The sequence below is a fragment of the Pseudomonas sp. MDT2-39-1 genome, assembly GCF_054898085.1.
Window position 1 is genome coordinate 3,982,987 of sequence record NZ_CM142716.1, and the last position, 25,913, is coordinate 4,008,899.

Here is a 25,913-nt window from a genome sequence, read left to right on the forward strand (position 1 = left end):
GAACGATCATCAGTAAGCCGTCAGACGCGGAAGGCCTGAACGGCTGTATGCAATCGCCCGCCCAACACCAGCAGATTTTCCCCCTGCTCGCGTCCCTCGCCGATGCGCAGCAAGTTATCCCCGCCCAATTGGTGAATCCGCTCGCTGTGATCGCGGATCTCACTGACGGCCCCACTCTGCTGCGCAGTGACATCGGCGATGCGCACGGCGGTGTCGGAAATGGTCTGGATCGCCCCGACGATTTTATCGAGTGCACCGTCGGCCGCCTGAGCCTGATTGGCCGTGGCTTCGGCGTGCTCGACCTGGGCGCGCATGCCTTCGACCGATTGCCGCGCGGCGGTTTGCAGGCCGGCGATCAAGGTCTGGATTTCTGCCGTGGCCCCGGCCGTGCGTTGCGCCAGTGAGCGAACCTCTTCCGCCACCACCGCAAACCCACGCCCCATCTCCCCGGCGCGGGCGGCTTCGATGGCGGCGTTCAGGGCCAGCAGGTTGGTCTGGTCGGCAATCGAGCGGATCACCGTCAGCACGCCGCCGATGGTCGCCGATTCTTCAGCCAGGTGCTCGATCATCTGCGCATTGCCTTGCACTTCACCCACCAGCGCGTGCAGGCCGGTGAGGCTCAGGCCGATGACTTTCTGGCCGTGCTCAACGGCCAATCCGGCATGGCGACTGGCGTCGGCGGCTTGGCTGGCATCGCCGGCGACTTGTTGAATCGTTGCTTCCAGTTCGCCGAGAGAATCACGAATCAGCGCGGTGTCGCCGGCCTGGTGTTCGGCGCCGCTGTGCAAGTCGTTGCTCAACTCGGCCAGGGTGCGACTGCTGCCGGCGACCTGCTCGGCATTCAGGCGAATGGTCCCCACCAGGTCCACCAGGTACGCACGCATGCGATTGAGCGACGCTTCAATGTCGTGCAGTTCGCGATTGGTTTTGCCCAATTGAATGTCCTGGCTGAAGTCGCCTTCGGCCCAGGTCGAAAGGGCGGGGGCGAGGTTGGTCAGCGTCCGGGCCAGTTTCCGTTGCAAGGTGTCGATCAACAAGGCGATCAGCAGAATCAGGCCGATCATCACGCCTTGCATCAAGCGCACTTCGCCCTGAATCTGCCCGTGCTGGGCGCGGACCACCGGCTCCAGTGCGGCGATGGCCTGCTGCACGTCGGCGATTTTCAGGTGCGTCGCCGTGCTGAGGTCGGTGCGCTTCTGGATCTGGTCGCGAGTGCGTGAAAGTTCTGCGGGGTAGCGCGTCAGCAGGCTGTTGAGTTCCCGTTTGAGGCCGACACCGGCATCTTCGGCGACGGCTTTTTCGGTATTCTCCAGGCCCATCATCGCCGCGAAATCATCCGTGCCGGATTCGCTGCTGGCCGCCACGCCGAGCAACGGCAAGGCGCCAATCAGCTCAGACTGCGCGCGGATGCTGGCGACTTCGCGCTCGACATCAGCGGCCAGTTCACTGCGACCGCTGCTGACCAGTTTGTCCCGGGTCAGCGACAGTTTGCCCAGGTGCTGGGACGCAGCGAGCAAGGGCGCAAGGTACGCCGCGTTGCCACTGGCGTACTGGCTGAGTTGGTCGAGACTTGCGCCCAGTTCGCGTTCGGCTTGCAGCAACAGCGCCTGAGGATCACCGGCGAGTTTGCCGGCGGCCAGCAGGTCGGTTTTGCTGAATTCATTCAGGTTCGACAGGCTCGGACGCAACGTGTCGGCCAGGGCCGGCGGCAGTTCACCGAGTTCCTTTTGCAGGCCGTCAATGGCCTGGTTGGCGCTGCTCAGGCGCAGGGCATCGCCGCTGGCGAGGTAGTCGTCGACGTTTCGCTCCACTTCATTTTGAAATTGCTGGGACAAACTCAGGTAACGCTCCATCAGCAGATAAGGGCGTTCGAGGGCTTTTTGCGACCACCAGAGCGTCGCGCCAAGGGCCACGCACACGGCGACTAAAAGGAGGGTGTTGAGATTGGTCAGCAGCTTCAGGCGCATCGCGGGTCTACCAACGGCAGAATGGTAAGCGCCTGAAGTTATTGCGTTTCTGTTACAGAGTTATGACCGAATGGGTCCATTCCGATGAAAAAGTGGCACTTTGCTTTGACGTCCGCGCAGCTTGCACGCGATTACGTCCGCCATCCTTGGCGCGGTACAGCGCTTCGTCTGCCTGGCTGGCCATCATCAGGCTGTCGGAGTGTTCGCACAGCTCCACCACACCCGCGCTGAACGTACACCACAGATCCTGGGGCTGGGCCGGGTAGTGGATTTCGGCAAATCGCTGACGGATTTCATCGAGTACTTTGTGGGCCGATTCGAGATCGGTGTCCGGCATGACGATGGCGAATTCTTCACCGCCGTAGCGGCCGATGAAGTCGGTCTTGCGCAACCGCTGCTTGAGGAACAGCGCCAGGCTCTTGATGACCCGGTCACCCATGGGGTGGCCGTGGCTGTCGTTGACCCGTTTGAAGTGGTCGATGTCGAGCATCGCAAAACTCAGCGGCTTGCTCTCGCGGCGGGCGCGGAAGCTGCAGTCTTCGAGCAATTGCAGGATGTGGGTGTGGTTGTACAAGCCGGTCAGGCTGTCGCGGACCATCCGCGCTTTCAGATTGCGCGCCCGCGCCGCGCGGTTGCGCACGGTGGTGATCAGGTGTCGCGGCTTGATCGGTTTGGTCAGGAAGTCGTCACCACCTTCGCTCATGGCGTCGAGTTGCTTGTCCAGATCGTCTTCGGCCGACAGGTAAATGATCGGCACGCTGACGTAACGGTCGTTGTGACGGATCACTTTGGCCAGTTCCGTGCCGGTGCAGGTCGGCATGTACATGTCGAGGATGATCAGGTCTGGCTGGAAGTCCGCCAGTTCAGCCATGGCCTGAATCGGGTCGATCAAGGTTCGCGTGACGATCCCGGCGCTGTTGAGCAGGCGCTCGGTGTGCAAGGCCTGGGCGCGGGAGTCGTCGATGATCAACACTCTATAAGGTTCGTACTGGGCGACACAGGTCAGGACTTCGATCTTCTCCAGCAGGCTCGAGGCTTCGAGGGTGCCGGTGAGGAATTCCTGGCCACCGGCCCGCACGGCGGCGAGGCGGGTCGGGGTGTCGGTTTCAAGCAAGCTGAAAAATAAAAGCGGCAGCCGATGGTCGAGACCTTCCTGGGCCTCGGCGGCCAGTTTCAGGCCGATGCCGGGGCCACTGAAGTCCACGTCCATGACGATCGCGGCAGGAAGGCGCTCGACCATCGAGGAGCGAAACGCAGCAACGCTGTCCAGGGACTGGGCGCTGAGCCCGAAAAATTCCAGCTGCTTGGCCAGGCGTTCGGCGCGGTCATGATCCTGCAGCATCACGTAGATGGGCTTGCGCAGCGGCGGCAGAAAGGTTTGATCGAGCTGATCGCCGTGGCGCAGACCGGTTCGCGACAGGCGCTGCATCAAGCGATTGAGGTCGGTGATCAGTCCGCTGCTCAGGCGTCCGCGATTGGCGTCGACAGCCTCCAGCGACTGGCCGATGTAGCGCGCCAGTTGAGTGTGTTCCGGTTGTTCGAAACGCTCGGCAAACCGCAGCAGGCGCAGGTTGGCCTCGCTCAGTTCCGACAAATCGATGGTGGACCATTCGCTGCGTTGCAGGCGCTGCCATATCTCAAGAATTTGACGTGCCTGATGAATTACCCGCTGGGTAAAGTGGTGCTTGAGGCGCTCACGGCTGGGGTCTTCTGGCTCGGTCATATCCTGACTACTAGTTAGGGTGCATGCTGAGATCGACTGGTGGCTCTATGCTAGCACCTCTTTTTCGATCGCATGAGTGTCGCACGTCAATAAACTGCAAAGCGACGTTATTCAGTTTATGACCGATGAGTCTCGGTCGGGGCATCACTGACCGATAGAGCCTGATGAATCGCGCGTTTCAGGACGTCTCCTGATCATTTCAAGGCAACTTCCCAGGGCTCGGCAAGCTTCGTCTGTCAGGTATTTCTGATTTTCCGCACAGATGATCCGATCGGGATTTGTGGCTGATAGGGTTCAGGGATTCCCTTGAAAGCCGTCCGCAAACCATGACCCAGTGTTTCAAAGAACACCCCTGCGATGAGCAGCGCCTGAACCACAACAGCACGCCGGTTGCTGAGTGTGAATGTAAGGAGGTGCGGCTTTATGGCAGCGAGACGCTTGTTACCGATGTACCGATTCTGACTTGCGCAGGCCTATGGCGCATCTACCAGCGCGAGGCCGAAGACATCATCGCTCCTGATGGGTTTTTGATCGTTGATCCAGTGGAGCGGAATCGCGCGATCAACGCTGCGTATGCCCGACTGTGGTTACACGACTCGCGGTTTCAGTGGGCTGGGCTGGCTGCGTTTGCCTCTAAGCAGGTCGGCTGCGGACTTTTGCGTGCGGCGCACAGTGAGGAGCGAATCCGTGATGAGCGGGAAACCAGGCAGCGATTGCGAGATAGCCGCCGAGAGTTCGGATTGTTGAGGCCCGACCGAATGGCGGAACAGGCAGACGCCTTGCGTGACTATAAAGAAGCAGACGCGCGCAATCCTGTTCCCTTTGTTGACCTGCATTTAACGGGGGAGGACTTGTCTCTGGTGCAGCAGCAATTTCGATATGTGCACGAGATGATGGCATTGGGTAACACCACGCTGTTTCTGGATATTTTTCCTCTACATGCGTTTTACGCGAAGCGAGGCCTCAAGGAATTGAAAACGTGCCTGAAAGCGCGGGTTGGGATTTTTGGGCATCCGGAATTTCCGGTGATTTGGCCGGTAGGGCAGGAAAAGCTCCAGTTCGGGTTGCAACACGACGAAATCTTGAAAGCTTTCGACGCGATTGAAATAGGCGATGTGGCATTGAGCGTGGAGCATTTGGCAGAGCATGAACAGCGAAATATCCTGCAGCCGACTATTTATGAGGACTCGCATCTCGCCGCTTTGCTGCAGGGCAATCATGCGTCTTTTGTTACGGGTTTCCCTTCAGGCGTAGCCCAAGCAATCGAGCTGACACTTACCAGTCAATGTCAGCGACTTGATGATGGGCGCACTATTGGTTTTGGCAACAATCCTCTGGCCAACCTCTCCGATGTTGAACAGCGCATGGTATTTGTACTCAGGGCTGCCGAACGTTTCGATGATCTGTTGCGCGACGATAACCGTTCTGCTCTAGAGCAGTCGATCCGGGAAATTGCAGCCGGTGGTGCACCTCCATGAATTTCCGACGATGGATCGATGGTTGGCGCTTCATACTGCTGATGGTGCTGGCGGTGACGTTGCTGCGCTGGTGTATTGACTCTACGCTGGACGACTTCGAAATCTCCCTGATTATCAATGAGCCTTGGGAGGATATGCTTCAGCGTTCAAACGCTGCAATCGGCCCCATACCCTCGGGAAAGGTATGGTCCAACAAATCCAGATCCGGTGTATGCCTGCGTTTCAATGACCCTGATTATGGTTTTGTCACGCCACTGGCCCGCTATTTCACAATCTCGTCCAAGAACGGACGGGTTGGAACGGTGCGTTTATCCCCACAAATCGAGCCACTACCGCTTGATGACGCTCTTAAAGTCGTACTGGGCTTGCATGATCAATGGCGCAAAAAAGGCTGGGTTGCGGCGAAAGTTCTTGATGACCCTGTGATAGCCGATACGCCTGAATGGCGAGCTTGGCTTCGGGACGGGACAGGGTACGCAATGTCTTTCTGGTTGGCTGGTGACAGGTATCAGCTAATGCTGGACCTTGAGCCGTTCAATCGTTCTCGTCATCGAACTGACCAGCGCTATTTGATCTTCGTCACTCTTGCTGAACCCTGGTTACCCTTCGAATACGCCGAGCATGCGCGGATTCAAGACCATTCGATCACTCCCGTATTCCCATCCAAATCTGACGGAGCCCCACCATGCCAACCCCCGCCTTCATGACACTCCATGGTGAGAGACAAGGCTTGATCAGCGCCGGCGCCTTCACCGAGGCGTCGGTTGGCAACGTCTACCAACTGGGCCGCGAAGACCAGATCATGATTCAAGCCCTGAGCCATGGCACTTTCGTGCCCAAAGGGTCGGGGGCGGGGCGCCGGATGCACAAGCCCTTGGTCATTACCAAGGCAATCGACAAGTCGTCGCCGCTGATCAACATCGCCTTGTGTTCCGGGGAACTGCTCAGCAAGTGCCGCGTCGAGTGGTATCGCACCTCGGCTCAGGGAATCCAGGAACATTTTTACACGATGGAGCTGGAAGACGCGGTGATCGTCGGCGCTGAAGTGCTCATGCCTCATTGCCAGGATCCCGGTACTGCTCACCTGACTCAGCTGGAAAAGGTCCACTTCAGTTACCGGCGGATCTATTGGCGGCATGAGATCAGCCGGACCATGGGCTCCGACGAATGGCGCGCCGAGGAGCAGGTATGAGGCTGGTCAATGAATTTCATCTGTCCGCGTGGGAGCGCCAACATGCCTATTCCAGTGAGCAAGCGCTGGATCACGTGCGCCAGGCGTTGCTTGATCGGCAACCCATCGAAGGTCTTGACGAGTTGCGTGCGGGCCTGTTGATCGATATCGACAGCGAGGTGCTTGAACAGCTTGAGCGTGGATCGTGGCGGTTGATCCGTGCTGAGGCCGACTACGGCGACTGGCCAATACCGGTCCGGATCTTCGATCAGAAGATCATTGAATTGATGAAAAATGCGCCAGCCCAGACCTCACGATCGCCAAGGATTTTCCGCCTCGTTGACAGCATAACGGCCGAGCCGCTGGCGCAGCAGCGTTACGTCGCAACCGTGGACGGGCAGGCTGCCCAGAGAAGAACCGACGGCGAAGGCATCGCCCATCTTTTTGCGCAGGCCGAGGTGCGGTAGATTTCAATGGAGGTCATAGGCGTATAGCGCATGGATGGACGCTTGAGTTTATCGGCAACGATTGCCGCAGGTTCGGCCGTAATTTTTTTGGATTAACCCAACGGCAGGTGCCGGCCAAAGGCACGTTGTTGTATGGTTGTGGTCGAACCGATGAACTCAAGTGATTGAAAGGATATCGCCATGCTGGACTGGAAGAATCGCGCGGGCAGCGCGCCTGAACGTGCCGCTGAACCGAAATCGGCCACCCGCAGTTACTTGGGTGGCCTGTTGTTCAGCCGGGCGCTGGCCACTCTGATTGCCATTTACCTGCTGGTGGCTATTGCGCTGGGCTGGTACTGGAGCCAGGAACCTGCACTGTTCCCGGTTCAGCAGAATGCCCAGATGGCCGCCGAGAAAGAAGGCAAGCAAATGGTCATCGGCTACACCACGGTCGAAACCCTCAAGACCGTCGCCGGTACTTTGCTGACCAAGCCGGGTGGCTATATTTCCAACGACCGTTTCCCGCCGGGCCTGTGGATGGACAACACGCCGAGCTGGGAATATGGCGTGCTGGTCCAGGTCCGTGACTTGACGCGTGCCTTGCGTAAAGACTTCGCCCGCTCGCAATCGCAATCTGCCGAAGACTCTGATCTGGCCAAGGCCGAGCCGCGTTTCAACTTCGACAATAAGAGCTGGGTGCTGCCGTCCAGCGAGTCCGAGTACCTGGAAGGCATTAGTTCCCTGAGCCGTTATCAGGCGCGCCTGTCCGATCCGTCGCAGAAAAACGCGCTGTTCTATGCCCGCGCCGACAACCTGAACAACTGGCTGGGCGATGTCGGCACCCGTCTGGGTTCGCTGTCGCAACGGCTGTCGGCCAGTGTTGGCCGGGTCAAGCTCAACACCGCATTGAAAACTGAAGTCGTCGCTCCAGGTCAGGTACCGCAGGTTGACGAAGAGATCGTCGAAACCCCGTGGATGCAGATCGACAATGTGTTCTACGAAGCCCGCGGCCAGGCCTGGGCCTTGTCCCATCTGTTGCGCGCCATCGAAGTCGACTTCGCCGATGTGCTGGCCAAGAAAAACGCCACGGTCAGCGTGCGCCAGATCATTCGTGAGCTGGAAGCCTCGCAAGAACCGGTCTGGAGCCCGATGATCCTTAACGGCAGCGGCTTTGGCGTGCTGGCCAACCACTCGCTGGTCATGGCCAACTACATCTCCCGGGCCAACGCCGCAGTGATCGATCTGCGTCAATTGCTCAATCAGGGCTGAGTCATGGTCGATACTGCCAAAGAGGCTGCCCACCGCGCGGCCTCGGATGCCGAACAGATCGCCTGGGTCGACGAGCAGGACAACCTGCTCGGCGCTTTGGTCCGTTCCGACCTGCGCGAGCGCGGGCTGATCGGGCGCGGCACCTACATCATGCTGTTCAATTCGGCCGGTGAACTGTGCGTTCACCGTCGAACCCTGAGCAAGGCCATTTATCCCGGTTACTGGGACGTGGCGGCGGGCGGCATGGTGCTCGCCACCGAGACGTATGCCGAATCGGCTGCACGTGAACTGGAAGAAGAGCTGGGTGTGAGCGGCGTAGAACTGACCGCTCATGATCACTTCTTCTTCGAGGACACCGGCAATCGCCTCTGGTGTTCGGCATTTTCGGCGGTGTGGGACGGCCCGTTGATCCTACAGCCGGAAGAGGTGCTGGAAGCGCGCTTCATCCCCATCGATCAGGTCCTGCTGGAAATCCAGCAAAAGCCTTATTGCCCGGACTCTTTGGCCGCGTTGAAGCGCTATCTGCGCGCGCGTGGCGAGAACGTCGCAAAAGAGCTATAAATTGGCACCGATTGGCTCTTAGCAAGTCGGCTTTTTGCCGTTACACTGCGCGACCTTTTGTAGGAGCGAAGCTTGCTCGCGAAGGTCTTCAACGATAACGCATACATTCAGGATGTACGCATCGTCCTTGCGTTCTTCGCGAGCAAGCTTCGCTCCTACAGGGTTGTACCGTATCAGTAGCGCTGCCCCTGCCTGAGTGGGGCTTCGCGGTCGATGGCAGCTTCCCGAGTTGCTGCGACCAGTCTTTGTCCTCCCAAGAGGATTGCCGGTGGCCAAAAAAGCCGCATCCTTCGCCGCCCTTGGTGGCTTGGTATTTTCCACCGACGCAGGTCGTCATTGCCCCGATTGCAGTAAACCGGTGGACGCCTGCATCTGCAAACAGACCGTTATCCCGGCCGGCGACGGCATCGCTCGCGTGCGTCGCGAAAGCAAGGGTCGCGGTGGCAAGACGGTGACCACCATTACCGGCGTGCCGTTGGCGGAAGAAGCGCTCAAGGACCTGGCCACCACGTTGAAGAAACGTTGCGGGACCGGGGGAGCGTTGAAAGACGCAATCATCGAAATCCAGGGCGATCATGTCGAGCTACTCTTGGCTGAACTGATCAAGCTGGGTTTCAAAGCGAAGAAATCCGGCGGCTAGCAGCCTCTGTGAAAACCACCCCCGGCTTGATCCAGTCCCGTTTCTACTCTGGCCTGGCGTCGTCTACATGGTTTTCACAGAGCCTGTTCTGACCGGTTTCTAAACTCAGCGCTGAATGTGAGGTCTATGGCCCTTGCATGCAGGCTAATCGTCATTTTCATTCTTTAGACTGCGCCGGCCTGAACCCAGGCGACGCTCTATGACTTCTTTATAGGGGACTTCAATGTCCGTACGACGCACACGCAAAGACGATGGCAGCCAATGGACAGTTGCGGACAGCCGCAGTGTTTACGGGATTCGCCATTGGGGGGCCGGGTACTTCGCGATCAATGACGCCGGTCGCGTCGAAGTTCGTCCGAACGGTCCGACCAGTTCGCCTATCGACCTCTTCGAGCAAGTCGACCAGCTGCGCCAAAGCGGCCTGTCCTTGCCGTTGCTGGTGCGTTTTCCTGACATTCTGCAAGACCGCGTGCGTCAGTTGACCGGTGCGTTCGACGCCAACATCGAGCGCCTGGAATACCAGAGCAAGTACACCGCGCTGTACCCGATCAAGGTAAACCAGCAAGAAGCGGTGATCGAAAACATCATCGCCACCCAGGACGTTTCCATCGGCCTGGAAGCCGGCTCCAAGCCTGAGCTGCTGGCCGTGTTGGCCCTGGCGCCGAAGGGCGGCACCATCGTCTGCAACGGTTACAAGGACCGCGAGTTCATTCGTCTGGCGCTGATCGGCCAGAAGCTTGGCCACAACGTGTTCATCGTGATCGAGAAAGAATCCGAAGTCGCGCTGGTGATCGAAGAAGCCGCCTCGCTCAAGGTCAAGCCGCAGGTTGGTTTGCGCGTGCGTCTGTCTTCCCTGGCGTCGAGCAAGTGGGCGGACACCGGTGGCGAGAAATCCAAGTTCGGTCTGTCGGCGGCGCAGTTGCTGTCGGTGGTCGAGCGTTTCCGCGCGGCCGGCCTGGATCAAGGCATTCGCTTGCTGCACTTCCACATGGGCTCGCAGATCGCCAACCTGGCGGACTACCAGCACGGCTTCAAGGAAGCGATTCGTTACTACGGTGAACTGCGCAACCTCGGCTTGCCGGTTGACCACATCGACGTCGGCGGCGGTCTGGGCGTGGACTACGACGGTACGCACTCGCGCAACGCCAGTTCGATCAACTACGACATGGACGATTACGCCGGTGTCGTGGTCGGGATGCTCAAGGAATTCTGCGACGCGCAGAACCTGCCGCACCCGAACATCTTCTCCGAAAGCGGCCGTTCCCTGACCGCTCACCACGCCATGCTGGTGGTGCAAGTGACCGACGTCGAGAAACACAACGACGACGTGCCGCAGATCGAGAACAAGGAAGAGCTGCCGGAAACCGTGCAGTGGCTGGTTGACCTGCTGGGCCCGACCGACATCGAGATGGTCACCGAAACCTACTGGCGCGCGACGCACTACATGAGCGACGTGGCCACCCAGTACGCCGATGGCAAGATGACCCTGGCTGAAAAAGCCCTGGCCGAGCAATGCTACTTCGCCGTGTGCCGTCGCCTGCACAACTCGTTGAAGGCCCGTCAGCGTTCGCACCGTCAGGTGCTCGACGAACTCAACGACAAGCTCGCCGACAAGTACATCTGCAACTTCTCGGTATTCCAGAGCCTGCCGGACACCTGGGCCATCGGTCAGGTGCTGCCGATCCTGCCGCTGCACCGCCTCGACGAAGAGCCGCTGCGCCGCGCCGTGCTGCAAGATTTGACCTGCGACTCCGACGGCAAGATCAAGCAATACGTCGACGAGCAGAGCATCGAAACCAGCCTGCCGGTTCACGGTTTGAACGAAGGCGAAGATTACCTGCTGGGGATCTTCCTGGTCGGCGCCTATCAGGAAATCCTCGGCGACATGCACAACCTGTTCGGCGATACCGATTCGGTGAACATCTACCAGAACGCCGACGGCAGCGTGTACCACGCCGGTATCGAAACCCACGACACCATCGAAGACATGCTGCGCTACGTGCACTTGTCGCCGGAAGAGCTGATGACCCACTACCGCGACAAGTGCGCGAGTGCGCGCATCACTGCTGCCGAGCGCACCCAGTTCCTCGATGCTTTGCGTCTGGGCCTGACCCGTTCGTCTTACCTGTCTTCTTGAGGTAAGGCACTGCTCTCATCAGGTTGTCAGAAAATGTTCCGCACGCTGCGGAAATTTCAGATGACCTGGTGGGACGCTTCCCTGATTTCAAGCGAAATGACTCACATCCCCGGCTATCCAAGCGATGTGGTCCTCTTTTCGCGTAGGTCATTTCCTAAGTTGTACTTCGGCACTCTACTCGGCCAACTCTCTCAGAGAGAATCCCCGGCCGCCCCTCCTGTAGAGAATCGCCGATGTTCGATCCAGTCAACGAGCCGTCATTTCGTCTGGATGTAGAGGGTCTGCCCGACCCCGTTGAGGTCTTGGCCTTTACCGGCAGTGAAGCGATCAACGAACCCTTCGTGTTCGACGTTGATCTGCTGATCGATGACCCGACATTGGACCTGGCAAGCCTGTTGTACCGTCCGGCCTTTTTGCATCTCGGGCCGCCGGGGACCGGTTTTCACGGGCAGTTGCATGAGCTCGTCCAGGCTGGTCATGGTGCTGCCCCGAGGCTTTGTCGCGTGCGTCTGAGGCCGAAACTGGCCTGCCTGGCCCAGCGTTTCAGCCAGCGTATCTTCAGTAACCGTTCTGTACCCGAGATCCTCGCCCAGGTGCTCAAGGAGCATGGCATTGTCGGCAAGGATCGGCGCTTTGACCTTAGCGGCGATTACCCACTCCGTGATTTCTGCACGCAATACCGGGAATCGGATCTGCGGTTTCTCCAGCGTCTGTGTACTCAGGAAGGGCTTCATTACCACTTCGAGCATCGCCGGCGCGGGCACTGTCTGGTTTTTGGTGACGGGCAGGGACAGTTTCAGCGGGGAGCCGAGATGGTCTTTGAACCCGACACCGAACAGCCCGGCGTGCAGCAGTTCAAGGTTCAAGGCAAGACGCAGGCTGGCGAAGGTCAGACGAACCTGATGACGCTGCGCAGCGGTCAGCGCGTTCTGCTTTCAAGCCATCCGTGCGCCGACTGGAATCGTCTCTGGCTGCTGACCCATGTCGAGCATCAGGGCGGGCAGACGCCGGGGTTTGCTTATGGCAACCAGATCCGCGCTGTTGCCGGGGAGTTTCCTTTCGCGGCGCCTCATTCGACCATGAAACCCCGGATACACAGCTTGCAGCGGGCCTGGGTGGTCGATGTCGATGAGCCGCAACCCGATTCATCCAGACCCGTTGCCGTGCAATTTGACTGGGTCTATCAGGGCGAAGGCGCTGCGCCCAGCCACTGCTGGCTGCCGTTGGCACCGGAGCTGGACGGCGCGCACGTCATGCCGTTGAGTGAAGGTGCGCAGGTGCTGGTGAGCTATATCGAAGGTGATCCGGATCAACCCTTAATCACTGGTTTTCTTCCCGGCCCACCCTTCACCCAAGCGTCAGACTTGCCTGAGCTTCCACCCGCTGCTGCAACAGATGACCACGTTGCGGTCGACGGACTGTTGCGTTTGTTGCAATCCAGCGAACCGATCGTGCTGCTGTGTCTGCTGCCCGGCGGGGGCAGTTTCAGCCAATGTGCGCAAGCCTTCTGCACCTGCCGGGCAGCAACGCAGTTTGGCCAGAGCGGTGCGGCATGATCGTAGCCCAGGCGCCCGACTCCATCGCGCAATGGCTGTTGCTCGATGTCCCGGGGGAGCCCCGGGCCGGTGCGGTGCTGCGCCAGCAGTTTGCGCAAGTCCGACGGTTCTGGCTGTTCGATGGCACCGAATTGCAGCCGATACGCGAGCACGGGCCGCTGTTGATCGATCTCAAGGGCTGCCCGGCACTGGCCGAATTGTGCCTGCGCGAACCTCACATCTGGAGCGGTTTGTTGCTGGTCAGTGAGGCTTCGTCGGCGCAACTGCTCGAGCATTTGCGCCGCATGCTCACGGTCACCTTCGGCCTGCACCACCGCGCGTTGTTGAGTTACTACAACCCCCACACCGCGAGCTACTTTTTCGATGCCTGCGATGCCCTGGAACTGAGTCGCTGGCTGGGGCCGATCAGTCAGTTGCGCTGGTTCGGCGGAACCTGGGCCGACCGCGCAATCGGCAGTCAGGGCTGGCAGCAGTTGTTCAATCCGGGGCTTGCCGTCAGCCCGTTAGCCATCGAGGAAAATCTGACGCCTCGTCAGCGGGACTCCTTGCAAACCTGCTTGCTTGAGCAGCATGCCTGGCATTGGAGCCGGTCCACCGGGACCGATTACCACCACCTGTGGGCTCACGTGCAGGAAGGGCTGGCGCTGGGTTTCAGCGAACGCGTGGTGCTCGATGGCTGGTTATGGCTGCGCTTGCAGTACCCTGGCGCTACGCCCGTTCAGCCATTGCCGGGCGTTACCCAGCAGGAACGTCTCGATAGCCTGCGCAACCTGTGGCAGAACGATCAACCCTGAACACACGGTTCGATGTTGATGGCGGCCCCTATCCGGCGGATGCCGACTCAATCAACTCGGCCTGTGAACCAGCCGTCATTCTTGCGCAGCAACCAGGCAATCGCGCCGAGGGTCAGGCTGCGCAACGCCATGAACAACAGGAACGTTATCCACAGTCCGTGGTTGCCCAAGCCTTGTAGTGCCCAGGCGAACGGCAGCAGCGCAATGACCGTCAGCAGCATGCCGTTGCGCATTTCCCGGGCACGCGTGGCACCGATGAACAGCCCGTCGAGCAAGTAACTCCACACAGCAATCAGCGGTAGCACGGCGAGGTAGGGCAGGTAGATAAACGCAGTGTCGCGCACGCTCTGGATGTCGGTCTGCATCTCGATGAACAGGTGCCCGGCGAAGGCGAACAGCACGGCAAAGCCCAGGCTCGCCAGCAACGACCAGCCGCAGGCAACCACCAATGAACGACGCAACGCTTCTCGATCGCGCGCGCCGATGGCATGCCCGCACAGGGCTTCCACAGCATGGGCCAAACCATCCAGCGCGTGGGCGGTCAGCAGCAAGCCATTGAGCAGCAGGGCGTTGGCGGCGACGGTGGCATCACCCAGCCGTGCCCCCTGTACGGTGATCAGAAAAAACACCGATTGCAGCGCCAGGCTGCGGATAAAAATATCGCGGTTGACGGCCAGCAGTGGCCGCCAGCTTTGCCACAACGCCAATGCAGCCCAGGCAATGTGGCCGGGATAGGCACGCAGGGCTTTTCGGGTCATCAGCAGTCCGATCACGGCGCCGGTCCATTCGGCGATCACCGACGCCCTGGCCGCGCCGACCACGCCCCAGTCCAGACCGAGGACGAACCACAGGTTCAGCGCGATGTTCACCAGGTTGGTGCTCAAGAGAATCGCCAGCGGTGCCCGGGCGTTCTGGGTGCCAAGGAACCAGCCGACCAGCGCATAACTGGCCAGCGCCGCCGGCAGACCGAATAGCCGGGTGTGGAAAAATTCGCGGGTCAGTTGATCGAGCTCGGCCGAAGGCTGCATGAAATGCAACGCGACGCCGCTCAACGGCACGCCCAGTGCGCCCAGGACAATGGCCAGCCCCATCGCCAGCAACAAGCCCTGCAACAAAATCTGCCGCAACGCCGCGCCATCCCCGCGTCCGGCAGCCTGGGCAGCGAACCCCGTCGTGCCCATGCGCAGAAAGCCCATGCCCCAAGCCAGAAAGGTATACAGGCTGGCCCCTACCGCGACGGCGCCCAACTGATGGGCGTGGGGCAGGTGACCGATGACGGTACTGTCGACCAGTGCTACCAGCGGAACGGAAATGTTCGAAAGAATCATCGGCGCGGCCAGCGCCCAGACCCGACGATGGGTAGGACGGTCGCGCCAGTCGGCAATCAGGTTGGACATGCAGGCTCCTTGGGGAGCGGGCATTGTAGCGACACATTTGAGATCTACAGCGATCCATTGTTGGAGCGAGCCTGCTCGCGTGATGGCGGCAGTCCAGTCGATATTGATGTCGTCTGACACTGCGCATTCGCGAGCAGGCTCACTTCCACAGGGGGGATTGGTGGTGTCAGTGAATGATCCAGCTCAGCAACCACAGCCCCAACAACAACCAGATAATCCCCATGATGATCGACGCGTTCATGAATGCCCGGATCGCCGACCACAACAGCATCAGCCCCAGAATCAGCGCAATGATGCTGATGATCGAAGTATCCATCCCCAACGCACGGGACAAGCCTTCGACAAAATTGCTGCCGGCATGGCTCAACAGGTTGAACAAGCCGCTGAGGCCATCAACGATAAACCGGATGACCGAACCGAGTGCCTGTCCGAGCCATTCAAAAAAACTTTCTACCTGCATGTCGTGAACGTCCTGATGTAAGTGGTGGCGTGCTTGCCGGACTTGAGCCTTGGGCCATGGATCACGGTGCCGAGTTCCCCACAAGCATAGAGGGTTGCATAGCCCCTGTGGGAGCGGGCTTGCTCGCGATAGCGGTCTGTCAGTCAACATCGGTGTTGGATTTCAGTCCGCTATCGCAAGCAAGTCGGATCGCCGCACCGTGGCTCCCACATTAAATCTGCCCACTTGCCATCCCCGGCCATCCCCCCGAAGCTATACGCCTTCAGGAGAGCCCGATGAACCTTGTTGAACTGACCGAACGCCTGCACGCCATCCGTGACCGCAATGACTGGCGGCAATTTCACAGCCCGAAAAACCTGGCCATGGCCGCGAGCGTGGAAATGTCCGAGCTGGTGGAGATTTTCCAGTGGCTGACTGAAGACCAGTCGCGCCAGTTGCCGGCGGATAAGCTCGCTCACGCCGGGCAGGAAATCGGCGACATCGTGCTCTATTTACTGCTGCTGTGCGGCGAGTTGGGGTTGGACATGAATGAAGTGGTGCGCAGCAAACTCGCGGACAGCGAAAAGAGGTTCAGCTGATGAGCGATCGTCATTTCGATCAACTGGCGACCCGGTTTGCCGAAAAAATCTACGGCGGTGCCAAAGGCGCGATCCGTTTGGCGGTACTTCAGGCCGACTTGGCCGAAACCCTGCCGGACCGGCCGTTGCGCGTGCTGGATATCGGCGCGGGCCTGGGGCACATGTCGTTGTGGCTGGCCCAGCGCGGTCATGACGTCACGCTGGCCGAACCCGCCGAACCGATGCTCGAAGGCGCCCGCCAGCGCTTCGCTGACGCCGGGCAGACCGCTACTTTCATTCAGGCGCCGTGGCAGGAGTTGCTCGGTCAGCTCACCGAACCTTACGACCTGGTGCTGTGCCACGCCGTGATGGAATGGCTGGCCGAACCCCATGCGATCCTGCCGGTCCTGCATCAGTTGACCAAGCAGGATGGGTGGCTGTCGCTGGCCTTCTACAACCGCGATGCGCTGATCTACCGCAACTTGCTCAAAGGTCATTTCCGCAAGATGCGCAAGAACGACATGGCCGGCGAGAAGCAGAGCCTGACCCCGCAGCAGCCCCTTGATCCGCGTGAACTGGCGGCGCAACTTGAGGGGCTGTGGCAGGTCGAAACCCAGAGCGGGGTGCGGGTTTTTCACGACTACATGCCGGTGGAATTTCAGGCACGCGCCGAACTTGTGGACTTGCTCGAAATGGAGCTGGCCCACCGCCGTCACCCAAGCTTCGCCGGGCTTGGGCGCTATTTACACTGGATCTGTCGGCCGGTCTGATCGGAGCGCAACATGAAAAGTCGTTCAGGGTTACTGGTGATCTGTCTCGGGTTGGCGGCCTGCCAGGGCAGCAACCCTTATGTGGCGACCTCCAACCCCTTGCCGCCCGCACCGCCTCAGGCGGCGAACACGATCGACCGCAGTGCCTACCCGGCACCGCCGCGTGACTATGGGCGTTACCGCAGCTGGGCCTGGCTCAACGGTCAGCTGCCACCTGGCAGCGCCTGGGCGGACTCGGCCCAGGTCGCCGAAGCGGTCAGCAACGCCCTCGATCAGCGCGGCTTGCGCCCATTGCACGATAACGCCCGCCCGGCCGACCTGTTTGTCAGCGCCAATCTGCATCTTGAAACCCGTTTGCGCCAGGTTCAGGATGACTATGGTTATTACGGCGGGGGCTACTATGGCGGTGGTTACAACCGCTATGGCAACGGGTATGGCATGTACAACACGGTGCCGATCGTGCGCACTTATCAGGAACAGGTCGTGGTTGTGCGGGTCGATTTGTTCGACGCTCAAAGCGGTCAGCCGGTGTGGAGTGCCAGCGCCGAAACCGGTAATCGGGGTAGTCAAAGTGAGCGTGCCGATGCAATACGGGAGGCTGTGGAAAAGGCCATGTCGGCGTATCCTCCTAGTTAGCTTCTCTAGTTGAGAAGCCTTTCACAGGTTCATGTCTTCAACCGGAGAATCATCATGATCCGCCGTTTCGCTTTACTGGTTGTGGCCGCGTTGCTCAGTGCCTGTGCCGCCAACCGGGTCAATAATGACTTCGATGCCAGCCGCGACTTCGCCGCCTATCGCAGCTGGACCTGGAAGGAACCCGCCCTGCAATATCGCCCCGATGACCCACGGATCAAGAGCGACCTGACCGAACAGCGCATCCGCCAATCGGTTGCCGATCAACTGGATCAGCGAGGCCTGCGTCCGGCCGCAGCCGGCAGCAAAGGGGAATTGAACGTTCAGACCTACCTGATCGTCGAAGAGCGCCAGCAACAGGTGACCACCAACTATGGCGGCGGTTGGGGTAATCCCTGGAGCGGCTACTGGGGCGGGCCGATGTACAACGAAACCCGCAACGTTACCTATAAGGTGGCGACCATCCAGATCGACCTGCTCGATGGCAAGGACGGCAAACTGGTGTGGCGTGGCAGCGATGAGCAAATGCTCAGCCGTACAACGAATCCGTCCGATCGCAGCACGGCGATACGTGAAACCGTCGGGCGAATCCTCGCCAACTATCCACCGCGCTAAACCCAGCCCTCAAACACCACAAGCCCCCTGTGGGAGTGAGCCTGCTCGCGATGACGGTCGTTCAGTCGATACAGATATCGCCTGATGCATCGCCATCGCGAGCAGGTCGGATCGCCGCACCGTCGTTCCCACATCGGGTGCGCTGCTTTTTCTCCTCCGCTTGCAGTGCTTGATAAATTGACGCCATCACTTTGACATTTCTGTAGTGTCTAAATGATGGCTCGTGTACATTTGCCGCGCCCGAACAAGCAGCCTGCTGACGGGCCGGTAGGGATGCCTGATTGAAACTGCGAGCCCTGCTGGAACATTTACGTTTCGGAAGGGATTCTCGATTGAACACTTCTTGCCTGCGCCGCTCCCTGCTGGCGCTGTCTGTTGCTGCCGCTTCTCATTCCTGGGCGGTCGTTGCCGCGAATCTCGACTACAACGTGGGCAATGGACCTTATTCAACACTTCAGGATAACTGGCAAACCCTGACGTTTTCCGGCAATGCCAATGTCGTGACCGTTGCTTCCCCGGGTCTTACTTTTGCTGTGCGCCTGAACGGCCTGACCACGCAAAATGACCTGATCAATAGAAGCTCGATCAGCATTGACGGCGCCACGTCGGGTGTCGGGATCGAGGTGGGGACAAGTGGTGGTAGTGCCTCGGTCATCGGCGGCAATCTGGTCAATGACGGTTCAATCAAAATCAACGGCGCAGCGGGAGGCAATCTCTTCAGGGGCCTGTACGACATTGGTAGCCAGGTGACCGGCAGCCTGATCAATCGCGGTGAGATTTCAGTCCGCGGTACGGAAGCGTCCGGCATTTTGCTTTCGCACACGGCGCTGGCGGGTATCGACAACCAAGGGACGATCAGTGTCAGTGGTGATGACGCCGTGGCGGTGCTTATGGACCGCGCGAACCTGCGCGCAACCGTCAATAACAGCGGCAGTATTCGCGCCACTGGAAACAATGCCGAAGCGTTGAGCTTCTACGGGGTAATCTCTCCGGTCACCAATCGCTACGACGTGTGGAACTCGGGCACGATCTCCGGCCAGTCCATTGGTATTCATGTCAGCCATCAACCTGCGGGTCAGGGCTCATTCAATATTTATCAAAACCAGGGGCTGATCGAAGGCGGTGCGGTGGCCATTCAGGTCGACGATGGCTTCAGTTATTTCTACTGGAATGGCGGTGATGTGAAAGGCAACCTGATGGGGCTTTCCGGGGTGCTCATCGACAATGATGTGACCTTTGACGGTACGACGATCCAGTCCGGTTATGTGGATGTGCAGTACGGCAAACTGACGCTGTTGCGCCCGCACACGACGATCATCGGTGATCTGGACATGCAGGATTCCAATTCGGTACTGGGGATGTTCCTGGGCAACGATACCGACGTCAATCAACCGGTGTTGAAGGTCACGGGCACCACGGAAATCGGCGCTGGCGCACGTCTTGAACTACAGGCCCGTTCCAGCGATTTCCGCACAACCGCGGACGGTAATCGCTACACCCTGATCAGCTCGGGGGAACTGATTGGTGGCGAGAACCTGAACATTTCTTCGACCTCGGCCTTACTGGACGTCAAAAGCTTCGGGGTCGAAGGAAACGACGTGAAGGCGCTGGTCAGCGCCAAGTCGGAAGAGGTGCTGGCGCAAAACACCCTGGTTGCCGGCGGCACCCGTAACGCCGCTACGGCAGTCGGACGTTTTTCTTCGGCGGTCATGCCCGGACTCGATGAACAAGACCCGGTATTCCAGGCATTCGCCAATGCCAGCACCGATGCCGAGCTGGCCGCGCTCGCCGAAAAACTCAGCCCGGACGTGAGCCGTGGTGTGCTGCACGCCGCCACGAACAGTCAGACGCTGGTGTCGAGCGTGATCAACGATCGTTCGAGCCGCGCGCGCACACTGAATTCATCCACTGAAAAAGGCGTGTGGCTGCAAGCGCTGACGAGCAATGCCGATCAGGACGCTCGCCGTGGTGTCGATGGCTACGACGCCGACAGCCAGGGCATCGCGGTGGGTGCCGACGGCCAGTTGAACGCCGATACCACCCTCGGTCTGGCATACAGCTACCTCAACACCGATGTGAAATCCGACGCCGGCAGCAAAACCGACGTAACCGGCCATGCGCTGACGCTGTACGGCAACTGGACCCACGACAACTGGTTCGTGGACTCATCGCTGATGTACGGCTGGAACGACAACGAGTCCAAACGCTACATCGCCGGCACTCGCGCCAAGGCCGATTACGACAGCGACATCTTTGGTGTGAGTGCGTTGGCCGGCTACAGTTTTCGCCTCAATCACAGCCTTCTGCTGGAGCCTCAGGTCGGCGCGCGTTATGCCAACGTGGGCATGGATGCTTATCGCGAGAAGGGCAGTTCGGCGTCGCTGAATGTCGGCAGTCAGCGTTATGAAGTCGGCGAGATGGGTGTCGGTGCGCGGCTGGCCGCTGCGTTTGATGTCGGCGCCGGCAGTCTCGAACCTGAGGCAAAGGTTATGGCCTGGCACGACTTCATCGGCGACAAAACCGCCACCACCTCGGCGTTCGTGCTGGGGGGCGATTCGTTCACCACGCGCGGCACGACCCCGGTGCGTGACACCTATGAAGTAGGCCTCGGTGCCAACTACCGACTGGGCGCCTGGAGCGTGGGTGGTTCGTATAACTACGTGACCGGCAGCGATTTCAATGCCGATACGTTTACTGCGAAAGTGCGTTACGCGTTCTGATCGGGTTCGGTGGTGCCTGCGCCACCGTCATCGCGAGCAGGTCGAATCGTCGCACCGTCACTCCCACATTGGATAGTTGGCGATCACAGATTTTGTGCACGCAGGTGAGCCGTTGTGGGAGTGAGCCTGCTCGCGATGTCAATCTGACAGACACCTGAAATCAATCAGGCAATCGGCCGCCAATGCCCCGCCATGTGCTCCAGATCACCCGCCCCCACCAGCCGAAAGTCCCCGCTTGACCCTGCCGCGCTGGCCAGCAACGTCACCTCGCTCGGCAACCGCACCGGTTTCCTGAATTGCACCGAAATCTCGGCATTCGCCGTGGGCAGATGCTCACTCAACGCCGCCAATGTCCGGGCCTTGTTCCACAGGCCATGGGCGATGGCTGTCGGGAGCTCGAACAATTTGGCGCTGACGGCACTCAGGTGAATCGGGTTGTAATCCCCGGACACCTTGGCGTATTGCCGGCCAATGTCCGCCGGGGCTTTCCAGCGCGCCACTTCCAGCATCTCCAGGGTGGAGGCCAGGACTTCCTCGACAGGTTCGCCTTCCAGCTTGACCCCGCGACACAGCATCTGACTTTCAGCCTCCCACAGCGGCCCCAACTGATCGTCGAGCGACGTCACCAGATCGAACGTTGCACCCTTGGCATGGGGTTGCAGGTTCTGCACCTGCACGCTGACCCGCACGCGGTTCACCCCGCCCATGGGGCGCAATACACGAATGCGATTACTCAGGTGAATCAGCCCCAGCAGCGGGAACGGAAATGCCTTGGCCGTGAGCAATTGCATCTGCAAAGCAAACGCCAGGATGTGTGGATAGGTCGGTGGCAGCAAACCGTTGTCGGCAAAACCGCAGACCGTGCGATACGCCGCCAGGCGTTGCGGATCGACCTCGACCCAGCAGCGCAAACCCGTGTCGGGCAACGTGGTGCCGGTGATTTTGCGCCGTGTCGCCGCCTGCACGTAGAGGCCCGTCAGGCTCGGTTCGCGGTTGAGTGTGTGCCAATCGGTGATCATCTTTATGCCCCCAAGACACTTTGCCCGCAGACTCGCAACGCTTGCCCGGTAAACGCGCCGGTCCCCGGTTGAGCGAGCCACGCGACCGCTTCGGCAACGTCTTGTGGCAGGCCGCCTTGGCCCAATGAACTCATGCGTCGCCCGGCCTCGCGGATGCCGAAGGGCAGGTGCGCGGTCATCTGGGTTTCGATGAACCCCGGTGCCACCGCGTTGATGCTGATACCGCGCTGATCCAGCAGCGGCGCCCAAGCCTGGGCCAGACCGATCAGCCCGGCCTTGCTCGCGGCGTAATTGGTCTGCCCGCGATTGCCGGCGATGCCGCTGATGGACGCCAGCAAAATCACACGACCGTTGTCATGCAGGGCGCCGCTGTCGAGCAGTGCCTTGGTCAGCACTTGCGGCGCGTTGAGGTTGACGGCGAGCACCGCGTCCCAGAATTCCGGGGTCATGTTGGCCAGGGTTTTATCGCGGGTGATGCCGGCGTTGTGGACCACGATGTCGACGCCGTCGGGCAGCAGTTCAACCAACTGCGCAGCGGCGTCTTCGGCGCAAATGTCCAGGGTGATGCTGCGCCCGCCAAGGCGCGCGGCGAGTGCATCGAGGTCAGTTTTGGCCGGAGGCACGTCAAGCAAAATCACCTCGGCGCCGTCACGGGCCAGGGTTTCGGCGATGGAGGCGCCAATGCCGCGGGCGGCACCCGTGACCAGCGCCTTGCGCCCGGTCAGTGGGCGAGTCCAGTCCGTCACCTGCGTATCGCAGGCCTTCAAGCGAACGACTTGCCCGGACACAAACGCGCTTTTGGGCGAGAGGAAAAACCGCAGCGGCCCTTCGAGTTGATCCTCGGCGCCTTCACCGACATAGATCAGTTGCAGAGTGCCGCCACTGCGCAGTTCCTTGGCCAGCGAACGGCTGAAACCTTCCACCGCACGCTGAGCGCTGGCGGCGAACGGGTCGGTCAATGTCTCTGGCGCACGCCCCAGAATCACCAGGTGCGCGCTGTGATCGAGGTTTTTCATCAGCGGCTGGAAGAACTCGCGCAGCTGTTTAAGCTGATCGGTTTGCACCAGGTCGCTGGCGTCGAACACCACGGCTTTGAGCTTGGGGCCGTGGCCGGGAATCCACTCGGTGGCCAGGGACGGCTCGGCGCCGTAGCTGTAGATCGCGTCGGTCAGGCGATTGGCGAAGGCACTGACTTTCTCCGCCAATGGGCCGCCGCCAATCAACAGCGCCCCTTCGACAGGCCGCAGCCGGCCTGCTTGCCAGCGCTCCAGGCGCACCGGAGACGGCAGTCCCATGGCCCCGACCAGCCGATGGCCGATGGACGAATTGGCGAAGTCGATATAACGGTCAGACATGGAACGCACTCCGGCAGCTGGGGTTCAAAGTGTGGACCACGAATGGCAATCAGTCGTTCGATCCACGAGATAAGGCCTACGCTTGAATTCATCAGATTAGTTGAACCTGGGTTCAGCAAGCTTCGCAGGGGAAATGCGGTCAGTGTGGGAGCGGGCTTGCTCGCGAAAGCAGTGTGTCATTCACCGCAGATGTTGGATGTATCGGCCCCTTCGCGAGCAAGCCCGCTCCCACAGGGTTCGGTGTTCACAATTAAATATTTGTAAGGAGCTTTTCATGACTCAGCTGCGCCGCGTTGCGATTATTGGCGGTAACCGTATTCCCTTCGCCCGCTCCAACGGGCCATACGCCACCGCCAGTAACCAGGCGATGCTCACCGCAGCGCTCGAAGGCCTGATCGAACGCTACAACCTGCATGGCCTGCGCATCGGCGAAGTGGTCGCGGGGGCGGTCCTCAAGCTGTCACGAGACATGAACCTGACGCGCGAGTGTGTGCTCGGTTCACGGTTGTCCCCTTATACGCCGGCCTATGACATCCAGCAGGCTTGCGGCACGGGTCTTGAGGCGGCGTTGCTGGTCGCGAACAAGATTGCCCTGGGACAGATCGATTGCGGCATTGCCGGTGGCGTCGATACCACCTCGGATGCGCCGATCAGCGTCAGTGAAGGTTTGCGCAGGGTGCTGCTGCAAGCCAATCGCGCCAAGACCACCGGCAACAAACTGAAAACGTTTCTGCAACTGCGTCCCCGGGACCTGATCCCGGAGTTCCCGCGCAACGGCGAGCCGCGCACAGGTTTGTCCATGGGCCAACACTGCGAATTGATGGCCCAGACCTGGAACATTCCCCGCGAAGAACAGGATCAACTGGCGCTGGAGAGTCATCAGAAACTCACGGCCTCGTACACCGAGGGCTGGCACAACGACCTGATGACGCCGTTCCTCGGCCTGACCCGCGACAACAACCTGCGCCCGGACCTGACCCTGGAAAAACTCGCCTCGCTGAAACCGGCCTTCGAGAAAAGCGCCAAGGGCACGATGACGGCGGGCAACTCCACACCGCTCACCGATGGCGCGTCGCTGGTGCTGCTGGGCAGTGAAGAATGGGCGAAGGAACGCGGCTTGCCGATCCTCGCGTATTTGCGTGATGGCGAGGCCGCAGCGGTGGATTTCGTCAACGGCGCCGAAGGGCTGTTGATGGCCCCGGTGTACGCGGTGCCGCGTTTGCTGGCGCGCAACGGCCTGACCTTGCAGGACTTCGACTACTACGAAATCCACGAAGCCTTCGCCGCGCAGGTGCTCTGCACGTTGAAGGCCTGGGAAGATCCGGAGTATTGCAAAACCCGTCTCGGCCTCGACGCGCCGCTGGGCTCCATCGACCGCAGCCGCCTCAACGTCAAAGGCAGTTCACTGGCGGCCGGGCATCCGTTTGCCGCGACCGGCGGGCGCATCGTCGCCAACCTGGCGAAGTTGCTCGACGCGGCGGGCAAGGGCCGAGGCCTGATCTCGATCTGCGCCGCCGGTGGTCAGGGCGTGACGGCGATTATCGAGCGCTGATCGGTTCGGCATTTTGCTGCGCTATGCGCTCGCGGTTGCGGTTGGCGTAATTCTCGGCCATCACCGAACAGACAATCAGCTGCAACGGGTGATAGATCATGATCGGCAGCAGGATCAAGCCGAGGCCCGGGTTGGCGCCGAAGATCAACGCGGCCATCGGCGCACCTGCCGCCAGGGATTTTTTGCTGGCGCAGAACACCGCCGCGATCTCATCGGCGGGGCTGAACTTCAAGGCGCGGGCGGTGAGGGTGGTCATCCACAGGATGATCGCCAGCAGGATTGCACTGCCGATCAGCGCGCTGAGAATCACGCTGTTGCCCTGTTGCTGCCACATGCCCGAGACCATTGAATTACAGAACGCCGAGTACACCAGCAGCAGGATCACCAGCTTGTCGACGATGTTGGTGTAACGCTTGTGGCGGGCAAAGAATTTGCCCAACAGCGGTCGCAACAGTTGGCCGAGCACCAGCGGCAACAGCAACATGGCGCAGAGGTCGAGCAGGGTTGAGCCCAGATCAATGCCGCCGGCACCGCTGCCGACCACCAGACTCACCAGCAACGGCGTCAGAAAAATCCCCAGCACGCTGGACAGGCTCGCGTTGAGAATCGCCGCCGGCACGTTGCCGCCTGCGCTGCCAGTCAGGGCCACGGAAGAAGAAATGGTTGAAGGCAGGGCGCACAGGTAGAAGAAGCCGAGCATCAGCAGCGACGGAATGTGCGAACCCAACAACTTGTCGCTCAGCCACCAGATCAACGGGAACACCGCGAAGGTGAAGCCCTGAACCATCACGTGCAGCTTCCAGTTTTTCAGGCCATGGCTGATCTGCTCGCTGGACAGGTTGACCCCGTGCAGGAAGAACACCAGGAACACGCCGATGTTGATCACGTACTCGGCATGCATCCCGCCGCCCGTGGCGCCGAAGACCGGGAAGAAATAGGACAGCAGCGTGGCGATCAGCATGCCGCACAAGAACCAGTCGGTGACCACACGTTTGAGGTGTTTAGAGGCATGCATAACAGGCACCGAATACATTTGTAAGAATTGATGACTTAGCCTAACGTCGGCCCTATCTGCCGTCTTGCGACACAAGGC

General features: G+C 60.1%; 23 protein-coding genes. 16 read left to right on the forward strand and 7 right to left on the reverse strand.

All coding sequences use genetic code 11. From position 1 onward, the window contains the following. Positions 1–20 precede the first annotated feature (20 nt). A complete protein-coding gene (locus ACYZTM_RS18690) occupies positions 21–1,967 on the reverse strand; it encodes a methyl-accepting chemotaxis protein (RefSeq protein ID WP_461983971.1) in 1,947 nt (648 codons plus the stop codon). A gap of 52 nt (positions 1,968–2,019) precedes the next feature. Beyond that, positions 2,020–3,690 (reverse strand): diguanylate cyclase GcbA, encoded by a 1,671-nt coding sequence (gene gcbA, locus ACYZTM_RS18695; RefSeq protein WP_461983973.1) that lies wholly within the window; start codon positions 3,688–3,690, stop codon positions 2,020–2,022. A gap of 326 nt (positions 3,691–4,016) precedes the next feature. On the opposite strand from gcbA, the gene ACYZTM_RS18700 reads away from it, so the two are divergent. From ACYZTM_RS18700 to ACYZTM_RS18745, 10 genes are all read left to right on the forward strand, one after another. Continuing rightward, positions 4,017–5,168 carry a DUF2515 family protein gene (locus ACYZTM_RS18700; protein WP_461983975.1) on the forward strand — a complete coding sequence of 384 codons (1,152 nt, stop codon included), beginning with the start codon at positions 4,017–4,019 and terminating at the stop codon, positions 5,166–5,168. Then, the gene (locus tag ACYZTM_RS18705) at positions 5,165–5,875 is read left to right on the forward strand and encodes a hypothetical protein (protein WP_131058904.1); all 711 of its coding nucleotides are present in this window, start codon (positions 5,165–5,167) and stop codon (positions 5,873–5,875) included. Before ACYZTM_RS18700 ends, ACYZTM_RS18705 begins: the two co-directional genes overlap by 4 nt. Beyond that, positions 5,854–6,360, forward strand: a complete 507-nt coding sequence (locus ACYZTM_RS18710) for an Hcp family type VI secretion system effector (protein ID WP_461983978.1) — start codon at positions 5,854–5,856, stop codon at positions 6,358–6,360. Before ACYZTM_RS18705 ends, ACYZTM_RS18710 begins: the two co-directional genes overlap by 22 nt. Next, on the forward strand, positions 6,357–6,806 hold the full coding sequence (locus ACYZTM_RS18715) for a hypothetical protein (protein ID WP_461983980.1): 450 nt from the start codon (positions 6,357–6,359) through the stop codon (positions 6,804–6,806). The genes ACYZTM_RS18710 and ACYZTM_RS18715 overlap by 4 nt, the downstream gene beginning before the upstream one ends. A 180-nt stretch (positions 6,807–6,986) precedes the next feature. After that, positions 6,987–8,054 carry a DUF2333 family protein gene (locus ACYZTM_RS18720; RefSeq protein ID WP_131058907.1) on the forward strand — a complete coding sequence of 356 codons (1,068 nt, stop codon included), beginning with the start codon at positions 6,987–6,989 and terminating at the stop codon, positions 8,052–8,054. 3 nt (positions 8,055–8,057) lie between these two features. Then, positions 8,058–8,615 carry an NUDIX hydrolase gene (locus ACYZTM_RS18725; RefSeq protein WP_131058908.1) on the forward strand — a complete coding sequence of 186 codons (558 nt, stop codon included), beginning with the start codon at positions 8,058–8,060 and terminating at the stop codon, positions 8,613–8,615. A 268-nt stretch (positions 8,616–8,883) separates the two neighbouring features. After that, positions 8,884–9,255 carry a translation initiation factor Sui1 gene (locus ACYZTM_RS18730; RefSeq protein WP_131058909.1) on the forward strand — a complete coding sequence of 124 codons (372 nt, stop codon included), beginning with the start codon at positions 8,884–8,886 and terminating at the stop codon, positions 9,253–9,255. A gap of 223 nt (positions 9,256–9,478) precedes the next feature. Then, on the forward strand, positions 9,479–11,392 hold the full coding sequence (gene speA / locus ACYZTM_RS18735; protein ID WP_131058910.1) for an arginine decarboxylase: 1,914 nt from the start codon (positions 9,479–9,481) through the stop codon (positions 11,390–11,392). A 233-nt stretch (positions 11,393–11,625) separates the two neighbouring features. After that, entirely contained in the window at positions 11,626–12,948 is a 1,323-nt protein-coding gene (locus ACYZTM_RS18740; RefSeq protein WP_461983983.1) for a type VI secretion system Vgr family protein, read from the forward strand. Then, positions 12,945–13,742 carry a DUF4123 domain-containing protein gene (locus tag ACYZTM_RS18745; protein ID WP_131058912.1) on the forward strand — a complete coding sequence of 266 codons (798 nt, stop codon included), beginning with the start codon at positions 12,945–12,947 and terminating at the stop codon, positions 13,740–13,742. Before ACYZTM_RS18740 ends, ACYZTM_RS18745 begins: the two co-directional genes overlap by 4 nt. Before the next feature lie 47 nt (positions 13,743–13,789). Here the strand turns inward: ACYZTM_RS18745 and ACYZTM_RS18750 are convergent, their stop codons facing one another. Both ACYZTM_RS18750 and ACYZTM_RS18755 read right to left on the reverse strand, forming a co-directional pair. Then, positions 13,790–15,139 carry an MATE family efflux transporter gene (locus tag ACYZTM_RS18750; protein WP_131058913.1) on the reverse strand — a complete coding sequence of 450 codons (1,350 nt, stop codon included), beginning with the start codon at positions 15,137–15,139 and terminating at the stop codon, positions 13,790–13,792. A 166-nt stretch (positions 15,140–15,305) separates the two neighbouring features. Further along, complete coding sequence (locus ACYZTM_RS18755; RefSeq protein ID WP_109627794.1) at positions 15,306–15,599, reverse strand: hypothetical protein; 294 nt, start codon at positions 15,597–15,599, stop codon at positions 15,306–15,308. Positions 15,600–15,874: 275 nt separating this feature from the next. Here ACYZTM_RS18755 and ACYZTM_RS18760 point away from each other — a divergent pair, with 275 nt between their 5' ends. The 5 genes from ACYZTM_RS18760 to ACYZTM_RS18780 all read left to right on the forward strand — a co-directional run bounded on the left by ACYZTM_RS18760 (position 15,875) and on the right by ACYZTM_RS18780 (position 20,894). After that, a complete protein-coding gene (locus tag ACYZTM_RS18760; protein ID WP_109627796.1) occupies positions 15,875–16,177 on the forward strand; it encodes a MazG-like family protein in 303 nt (100 codons plus the stop codon). Further along, positions 16,177–16,926, forward strand: a complete 750-nt coding sequence (locus ACYZTM_RS18765; RefSeq protein WP_131058914.1) for a methyltransferase domain-containing protein — start codon at positions 16,177–16,179, stop codon at positions 16,924–16,926. The genes ACYZTM_RS18760 and ACYZTM_RS18765 overlap by 1 nt, the downstream gene beginning before the upstream one ends. A gap of 12 nt (positions 16,927–16,938) precedes the next feature. Beyond that, on the forward strand, positions 16,939–17,562 hold the full coding sequence (locus ACYZTM_RS18770; protein ID WP_131058915.1) for a DUF4136 domain-containing protein: 624 nt from the start codon (positions 16,939–16,941) through the stop codon (positions 17,560–17,562). A gap of 54 nt (positions 17,563–17,616) precedes the next feature. Next, complete coding sequence (locus tag ACYZTM_RS18775; RefSeq protein ID WP_131058916.1) at positions 17,617–18,174, forward strand: DUF4136 domain-containing protein; 558 nt, start codon at positions 17,617–17,619, stop codon at positions 18,172–18,174. A gap of 332 nt (positions 18,175–18,506) precedes the next feature. Further along, the gene (locus tag ACYZTM_RS18780; protein ID WP_461983987.1) at positions 18,507–20,894 is read left to right on the forward strand and encodes an autotransporter family protein; all 2,388 of its coding nucleotides are present in this window, start codon (positions 18,507–18,509) and stop codon (positions 20,892–20,894) included. A gap of 164 nt (positions 20,895–21,058) precedes the next feature. On the opposite strand, the gene ACYZTM_RS18785 is transcribed toward ACYZTM_RS18780, so the two are convergent. Together ACYZTM_RS18785 and ACYZTM_RS18790 are read right to left on the reverse strand one after the other, a co-directional pair. Next, positions 21,059–21,913 (reverse strand): MaoC family dehydratase, encoded by an 855-nt coding sequence (locus tag ACYZTM_RS18785; protein WP_461983989.1) that lies wholly within the window; start codon positions 21,911–21,913, stop codon positions 21,059–21,061. Between the two features lie 2 nt (positions 21,914–21,915). Next, positions 21,916–23,268, reverse strand: coding sequence for a 3-oxoacyl-ACP reductase (locus ACYZTM_RS18790; protein WP_131058919.1), 1,353 nt, complete (start codon positions 23,266–23,268; stop codon positions 21,916–21,918). A gap of 274 nt (positions 23,269–23,542) precedes the next feature. On the opposite strand from ACYZTM_RS18790, the gene ACYZTM_RS18795 reads away from it, so the two are divergent. Further along, positions 23,543–24,820: an acetyl-CoA C-acetyltransferase gene (locus tag ACYZTM_RS18795; RefSeq protein ID WP_461983992.1), complete on the forward strand. Its 1,278-nt coding sequence runs from the start codon at positions 23,543–23,545 to the stop codon at positions 24,818–24,820. Here the strand turns inward: ACYZTM_RS18795 and ACYZTM_RS18800 are convergent. Beyond that, positions 24,807–25,910 carry a bile acid:sodium symporter family protein gene (locus ACYZTM_RS18800; RefSeq protein ID WP_461983994.1) on the reverse strand — a complete coding sequence of 368 codons (1,104 nt, stop codon included), beginning with the start codon at positions 25,908–25,910 and terminating at the stop codon, positions 24,807–24,809. The genes ACYZTM_RS18795 and ACYZTM_RS18800 overlap by 14 nt on opposite strands. Between the last annotated feature and the right edge of the window lie 3 nt (positions 25,911–25,913).

Bases quoted from the DNA above. Each gene is read 5' to 3' on its own strand.
- ACYZTM_RS18790 (WP_131058919.1), bottom strand. From the start codon at position 23,268: ATGTCTGACCGTTATATCGACTTCGCCAATTCGTCCATCGGCCATCGG.
- ACYZTM_RS18755 (WP_109627794.1), bottom strand. From the start codon at position 15,599: ATGCAGGTAGAAAGTTTTTTTGAATGGCTCGGACAGGCACTCGGTTCG.
- speA (WP_131058910.1), top strand. From the start codon at position 9,479: ATGTCCGTACGACGCACACGCAAAGACGATGGCAGCCAATGGACAGTT.
- ACYZTM_RS18690 (WP_461983971.1), bottom strand. From the start codon at position 1,967: ATGCGCCTGAAGCTGCTGACCAATCTCAACACCCTCCTTTTAGTCGCC.
- ACYZTM_RS18740 (WP_461983983.1), top strand. From the start codon at position 11,626: ATGTTCGATCCAGTCAACGAGCCGTCATTTCGTCTGGATGTAGAGGGT.
- ACYZTM_RS18765 (WP_131058914.1), top strand. From the start codon at position 16,177: ATGAGCGATCGTCATTTCGATCAACTGGCGACCCGGTTTGCCGAAAAA.
- ACYZTM_RS18775 (WP_131058916.1), top strand. From the start codon at position 17,617: ATGATCCGCCGTTTCGCTTTACTGGTTGTGGCCGCGTTGCTCAGTGCC.
- ACYZTM_RS18795 (WP_461983992.1), top strand. From the start codon at position 23,543: ATGACTCAGCTGCGCCGCGTTGCGATTATTGGCGGTAACCGTATTCCC.
- ACYZTM_RS18725 (WP_131058908.1), top strand. From the start codon at position 8,058: ATGGTCGATACTGCCAAAGAGGCTGCCCACCGCGCGGCCTCGGATGCC.
- ACYZTM_RS18720 (WP_131058907.1), top strand. From the start codon at position 6,987: ATGCTGGACTGGAAGAATCGCGCGGGCAGCGCGCCTGAACGTGCCGCT.
- ACYZTM_RS18785 (WP_461983989.1), bottom strand. From the start codon at position 21,913: ATGATCACCGATTGGCACACACTCAACCGCGAACCGAGCCTGACGGGC.
- ACYZTM_RS18770 (WP_131058915.1), top strand. From the start codon at position 16,939: ATGAAAAGTCGTTCAGGGTTACTGGTGATCTGTCTCGGGTTGGCGGCC.
- ACYZTM_RS18705 (WP_131058904.1), top strand. From the start codon at position 5,165: ATGAATTTCCGACGATGGATCGATGGTTGGCGCTTCATACTGCTGATG.
- ACYZTM_RS18715 (WP_461983980.1), top strand. From the start codon at position 6,357: ATGAGGCTGGTCAATGAATTTCATCTGTCCGCGTGGGAGCGCCAACAT.
- ACYZTM_RS18700 (WP_461983975.1), top strand. From the start codon at position 4,017: ATGACCCAGTGTTTCAAAGAACACCCCTGCGATGAGCAGCGCCTGAAC.
- gcbA (WP_461983973.1), bottom strand. From the start codon at position 3,690: ATGACCGAGCCAGAAGACCCCAGCCGTGAGCGCCTCAAGCACCACTTT.
- ACYZTM_RS18710 (WP_461983978.1), top strand. From the start codon at position 5,854: ATGCCAACCCCCGCCTTCATGACACTCCATGGTGAGAGACAAGGCTTG.
- ACYZTM_RS18750 (WP_131058913.1), bottom strand. From the start codon at position 15,139: ATGTCCAACCTGATTGCCGACTGGCGCGACCGTCCTACCCATCGTCGG.
- ACYZTM_RS18745 (WP_131058912.1), top strand. From the start codon at position 12,945: ATGATCGTAGCCCAGGCGCCCGACTCCATCGCGCAATGGCTGTTGCTC.
- ACYZTM_RS18760 (WP_109627796.1), top strand. From the start codon at position 15,875: ATGAACCTTGTTGAACTGACCGAACGCCTGCACGCCATCCGTGACCGC.